The 5114-nt window shown below is 72.6% G+C and carries 8 protein-coding genes and 1 pseudogene; 4 read left to right on the forward strand and 5 right to left on the reverse strand.

The window, feature by feature from the left end; translation table 11 throughout:
* Window positions 1-118: 118 nt before the first annotated feature.
* Complete coding sequence (locus ESO86_RS18885; RefSeq protein ID WP_165307683.1) at window positions 119-280, reverse strand: hypothetical protein; 162 nt, start codon at window positions 278-280, stop codon at window positions 119-121.
* A gap of 158 nt (window positions 281-438) precedes the next feature.
* Here ESO86_RS18885 and ESO86_RS11220 point away from each other — a divergent pair, with 158 nt between their 5' ends.
* Genes ESO86_RS11220 through ligD form a run of 3 tightly spaced genes read left to right on the forward strand, consistent with a single transcriptional unit; the run spans window position 439 to window position 2350 of the window.
* Complete coding sequence (locus ESO86_RS11220) at window positions 439-996, forward strand: nitroreductase family deazaflavin-dependent oxidoreductase (protein WP_129235044.1); 558 nt, start codon at window positions 439-441, stop codon at window positions 994-996.
* A gap of 10 nt (window positions 997-1006) precedes the next feature.
* Window positions 1007-1285, forward strand: coding sequence for a DUF2277 domain-containing protein (locus ESO86_RS11225; protein ID WP_129235046.1), 279 nt, complete (start codon window positions 1007-1009; stop codon window positions 1283-1285).
* A 36-nt stretch (window positions 1286-1321) separates the two neighbouring features.
* Entirely contained in the window at window positions 1322-2350 is a 1029-nt protein-coding gene (ligD, locus tag ESO86_RS11230; RefSeq protein ID WP_129235048.1) for a non-homologous end-joining DNA ligase, read from the forward strand.
* A gap of 3 nt (window positions 2351-2353) precedes the next feature.
* Here ligD and ESO86_RS11235 read toward each other — a convergent pair whose 3' ends face one another.
* Window positions 2354-3058, reverse strand: a complete 705-nt coding sequence (locus tag ESO86_RS11235) for a GTP pyrophosphokinase (protein WP_129235053.1) — start codon at window positions 3056-3058, stop codon at window positions 2354-2356.
* Window positions 3059-3183: 125 nt separating this feature from the next.
* Window positions 3184-3588 carry a YchJ family protein gene (locus tag ESO86_RS11240; protein ID WP_129235049.1) on the reverse strand — a complete coding sequence of 135 codons (405 nt, stop codon included), beginning with the start codon at window positions 3586-3588 and terminating at the stop codon, window positions 3184-3186.
* A gap of 170 nt (window positions 3589-3758) precedes the next feature.
* On the opposite strand from ESO86_RS11240, the gene ESO86_RS19750 reads away from it, so the two are divergent.
* Window positions 3759-4598: an aggregation-promoting factor C-terminal-like domain-containing protein gene (locus tag ESO86_RS19750; RefSeq protein ID WP_207207101.1), complete on the forward strand. Its 840-nt coding sequence runs from the start codon at window positions 3759-3761 to the stop codon at window positions 4596-4598.
* Window positions 4599-4643: 45 nt separating this feature from the next.
* Here ESO86_RS19750 and ESO86_RS11255 read toward each other — a convergent pair whose 3' ends face one another.
* Together ESO86_RS11255 and ESO86_RS19920 are read right to left on the reverse strand one after the other, a co-directional pair.
* A complete protein-coding gene (locus ESO86_RS11255; protein ID WP_129235051.1) occupies window positions 4644-4934 on the reverse strand; it encodes a GNAT family N-acetyltransferase in 291 nt (96 codons plus the stop codon).
* 36 nt (window positions 4935-4970) lie between these two features.
* Window positions 4971-5114, reverse strand: a pseudogene (locus ESO86_RS19920) (RNA-binding S4 domain-containing protein); the annotation flags it as partial.

The raw sequence follows: 5114 nt of genomic DNA on the forward strand, positions 1-5114 counted from the left end.
GCCGGGCGGCGGATGCGGCGGCCGAGGTCGCCGCCGCCCGTGACGCGTTGCCCGGCGTGACCGACCCGGTCGCGCGAGAACGGCGCTGACGGCGAGCACCTCGGCCGACCCGCTCCGGCTAGGGCCTCGTGCCCGGATCGCGGTCCACCTCGATGACCTCGACCTCCTCGACGACGACCACGTCGTCGGCCTCCTCGTCCTTCGGCAGCTCGGCGTCGAGCGGCAGTTCAGAGTCGGTGTACTCGCCTTCGGCGGGGTCGTGCGGCACGCGTTCGGCCATGATCGCCCTCCCTGTCCAGATGGAACGTCGTCCAACCGGTCGGCTGGACGGCCCCCACGCTAGGCAGCGCGCTCCTCGGGCGGCAGGGGATTGACGTGCGCCCGTCGGGGGCGTACCGCCTCTGGCGTCGACGAGGGGGCGCACGCCACACTGGTCGCGTGCCGACCGTGCTCCAGCTCACCCGTTCCGTCGTCGCGCCGATCACGCGGACGCGGCTGTTCCGGGTGGTCGCCCCGGTGGTCCTGCCGCCGATCGAGGCGGTGCTCGGTGCGCTCAGCGGCGGGCGGCTCCAGCTCGCATCGCTGCTCGTGCCGTCGCTGGTCCTGCACACCGTCGGTGCGCGGAGCGGCGCCCCGCGTGACGTGCACCTGATGTACACGCCGGACGGGCACGGGCGCGCGATCGTGGCGGGCACGAGCTTCGCCCGCGACCGCCATCCCGGCTGGACGTACAACCTGATGGCGAACCCCGACGCCTGGATCACCGTGCGCGACCGGACGTTCAGGGTCCGCGCGACTCGCGTCCCGGCGGCCGAACGCGACGCCGCGTGGGCCCGGATCGAGGCGCAGTGGCCCGGCTACCGGGGGTACGAGCGCGACTCCGGCCGCGTCGTGCGACTGTTCGTGCTGCGACCGGTCGCCGAAGCCGCGGCCCCGCCGCCCGACCCCGCTCGGGCCGCAGGCCGACTCCTCGACGCGCCATCCGCGTCGGATTAGGCTGCCCCGCATGTGCAGGAACATCCGAACCCTCCACAACTTCGAACCCGCCGCGACGAGCGACGAGGTCCGGGCCGCCGCGCTCCAGTACGTCCGGAAGGTCAGCGGCTCGACGCATCCGTCGAAGGCCAACCAGGCGGCGTTCGACGAGGCGGTCGAGGAGATCGCGCACGTCACGCAGCACCTGCTCGACCACCTGGTCACCTCGGCGCCGCCGAAGGACCGCGAGGTCGAGGCCGCGAAGGCCCGCGCCCGAGCCGCGCAGCGCTACGCCACGGCGGGCGCCTGAGCGAGGACGTCGGGGGAGCGCGGTAGCGTCACCGTCATGGCCCGCGACGCGACGACCCTCGAGATCGACGGACCCGACGGCGTGCGCGTCGTGCGGGTCTCCAGCCCCGAGCGCGTGGTCTGGCCCGAGGCGGGGATCACCAAGCTCGAGCTCGCACGGTACTTCATCGCCGTCGGCGACGCGTTCGTCGCGGCGAACGGCGATCGACCGGTCTCGCTCGAGCGCTTCCGCGACGGGATCGGCGGCGAGTCGTTCTTCTCGAAGAACCCGCCGAAGGGCGCACCGGAGTGGATGCGCGACGTGATGGTGACCTACCCCAGCGGCCGCAGCCATCCGCAGCTGGTCATCGACGAGCCCGCGGGCGCCGTCTGGGCCGCGCAGATGAACACCATCGTCTTCCACCCGTGGGCGTCCCGCGCGGGGGCGCCCGACCTTCCCGACCAGTTGCGCGTCGATCTCGACCCCCAACCGGGAACGGGCTTCTCCGACGCGGTCCCGGCCGCGTTCGCACTGCGCGACCTGCTCCGAGAGGCCGGGCTGACGGGGTTCGTGAAGACCTCCGGCAACCGCGGCATCCACGTCTTCGCGCCGATCGAACCCCTGCACGAGTTCCTCGACGTGCGGCACGCGGTCATCGCGCTCGGGCGCGAACTCGAACGACGCATGCCCGACCGCATCACGACGGCGTGGTGGAAGGAGGAGCGCGGCGAGCGCATCTTCGTCGACTTCAACCAGGCCAACCGCGACCGGACCATGGCCGGCGCGTACAGCCCGCGGGCGCTGCCCGGTGCGGCGGTCTCGTGTCCGCTCGAGTGGGAGGAGCTCGAGTCGGCCGATCCGGCGTCGTTCACGGTGCGCTCGGTCCCCGATCGGCTCGCCGAGCGCGGGGACCCGTGGGCGACCATGCATGCCGCACCGGGCCGGATCGACACCCTGCTCGACTGGTGGCGGCGCGACCTCGACGACGGGCTCGGCGAGCTGCCGTTCCCGCCCGACTTCCCCAAGATGCCCGGCGAGCCGACGCGCGTGCAGCCCAGTCGGGCGCGCAGGCCCGACGCCGACTGAGCGTCAGACCTCGGCGGTGAGCGGACCGCGCGCGGGCGGTGGCGGACCGTGCACCTCGCGATGCAGCCGTTCCATGCGGGCGTCGAGCTCTGCCGCGGTGCGTGCCGCGTCCGTCAGCTGGTCGAGCAGCCCGTCCGGAACCCGGCGGTCGTACTTGTAGTAGATCTTGTGCTCGAGGCTCGCCCAGAAGTCCATCGCGATCGTGCGGATCTGCACCTCGACGGCGACCGGATGCGCCCCCGTCGAGAGGAACACCGGCACCTCGACGATCAGGTGGAGGCTCTGGTACCCGTTGGCCTTCGGCTCGGCGATGTAGTCCTTCACCTCGAGCACGCGCACGTCCTCCTGCGCGGTGAGGAGCTCGGCGATCCGGTACGCGTCCGAGACGAAGCTGCACGTGACGCGGACGCCCGCGATGTCGGTGATCGTCGACCGGATCGCGTCGAACGAGGGCTCGACGCCCTTCCGACGCATCTTGTCGATCACGCTGTCGAGGCTCTTCAGGCGGCTCGAGATGTGCTCGATCGGGTTGTACGCGTGCGCCTGGCTGAACTCCTCGCGCAGGATCGAGAGCTTGGTGATCACCTCGTCCATGCCGAACTTGTAGCGCTGCATGAACCGCTCGGTCTCGTCGCGGAGCGCGCGCATCTCCTCGAGCGTCTGTCCGTCGAGGGTGTCGAGGGTGCGCTGCGCCCGGTCGGTCAGCATCGGCTGCGGGGCGGAGCGGGCTGGCGGGGTTCCGTCGAGCGGCGTCACGCAGGCAACGCTACGGGGCCAACCTCGGCATTCCCTCCGCGGGATCGATGCATCGGCCATGCACGCGGCCGAGGTGCTCAGTCGACGGCGTCGAGGTACCGCCAGCGGTCGTCGCGGACGAATCGGCTCGACTCGCGCTGGACCCCTCGCTCGGCGCCGTGGGCGTACCGCGCGGCGAACTCGACGACGCCCTCCCGGTCGAGCGGACCGCCGCGCTCGGTGCGCACGACCTCGAGCGACCGCCAGCGGAGCTCCGGGTCGAGGTCCAGGCGCTCGGGCCGGGTCGACGGATGCCACGTGGCGAGCAGGTACGCGGCGTCGCCGACCACGAAGGCGGTGTACCGCGAGCGCATGAGCTGCACCGCCGTCGGCGCGGCGCGTCCGGCGAGGAGCGGGCCGCAGCACTCGCCGTAGGCGCCCCCGCTCCCGCACGGGCAGCGGGCGTGGTCGGTCGGCGTCGCGAACGTCCGGTCGGGCTCCATGCACCCAGTCTCGCGCAGGCGCGGTCATGGTCTGCCCAGCAGAAGTCGAGGTTTCGTTCAGAAAACCCGTGCAGAGTAGGGGATTCGTGCGCCCGGGCCGTCGGCTCGGGCCCGTCCATGCCCCAGCTCGGAGGGCCACCGACCCCCAGGATCCGAGTCACCCCAAGCCTATGCAGACTTCCAACTCGATCACGCCCGCCCCCACCCAGAGCACCCCGTTCCGCACCGACGCCGCGACCCGTCGCGCCGCACGACGCGACCGCGTCGGCCGTCGGCGCCGACTGATCCTCGCCGGCGCGCTCGTCGCCGTCGGAGCGGTCGCGGGCACCGGGCTCACCGTCAACTCGTCGCTCGCCGCGCAGCGCGTCGCGGAGACCACCGCGCTCACCGAGTCCACGGGCCTCGCAGCCGAGCAGCTCGGCGCCTACGCCGGCGTCGCCCAGGCGAAGGTGCACGCCGAGGCGCGGGACACGCTGACCCTCGCGGAGGACACGCTCTCGAACGTCGAGGGCAAGATCGACGTCGAGCCGCTCGCGTCCTCGGTCGCCACGCTCGGCGACTACGAGGCGCTCCCGCTGGACGAGGTCCGCGACCTCACCGTCTCGACCCGCGCGGAGATCCGCAAGGCGGACGAGGCCGCGAAGGTGCACGACCGCGAGGTCGCCGAGCGCGAGGCGGCCGAGGCGCTCGCACGGGCGAACACGCCGGAGGGCGCCAAGCAGACCGCACGCGCCATGGCCGCCTCGAAGTACGGCTGGGGCGAGGCCGAGTTCCAGTGCCTCGTGCAGCTCTGGACCAAGGAGTCCGGCTGGAACTACCAGGCCGTGAACGCCTCGAGCGGTGCCTACGGCATCGTCCAGGCCTGGCCCGCCGAGAAGCTCGCGACGGCCGGCGCCGACTGGCGCACCAACGCGGCGACCCAGATCTCGTGGGGCCTCGACTACATCGCCCGCGGCTACGGAAGCCCGTGCGCCGCGTGGGGCCACTCGCAGTCCCTCAACTGGTACTGAGCGATCCCGCCTCCCGTGAACCGCCGATCCGCGAGGGTCGGCGGCTCACGCCGTCCGCGGGTCCAGCAGTGCGCGCCGATTCGGATGCCGGTCGAACCACTGCTCCACGTACCAGCAGCTCGGGACGATCCGGAGGCCCGAACGGGCCTCGACGTCGTCGACCGCGAACTGCACGAGCTCGGCCGCGAGGCCGCAGCCACGGTACGGCGGATTCGTGAAGGTCCGCACGAACGCGACGGTGTCGCCGAGTTCGCGATAGTCCAGCGCGCTCGCGACCTGTCCGTCGATGCGGAGCACGTACCGGCGGGAATCGGGTTCGTGGACGAGTTCCTTCACCCGCCCAAGGCTACGCCCGGGGGAGCCCGTCGCCGGTCAACGACCTCGGAGACGGTCGAGGTCGCGTCGTTCGCGCTTGGTCGGCCGCCCTGTGCCGCGGTCCCGCAGGGGCACGGATGCCACGGCCTCGCGAGGCGGCGGCGACGGCGTCCGGTCGTCCGCCGCGGCGGCCGCGAGCTC

The sequence above is a fragment of the Agromyces binzhouensis genome, from assembly GCF_004135055.1.
Classification (GTDB): Bacteria; Actinomycetota; Actinomycetes; order Actinomycetales; family Microbacteriaceae; genus Agromyces; species Agromyces binzhouensis.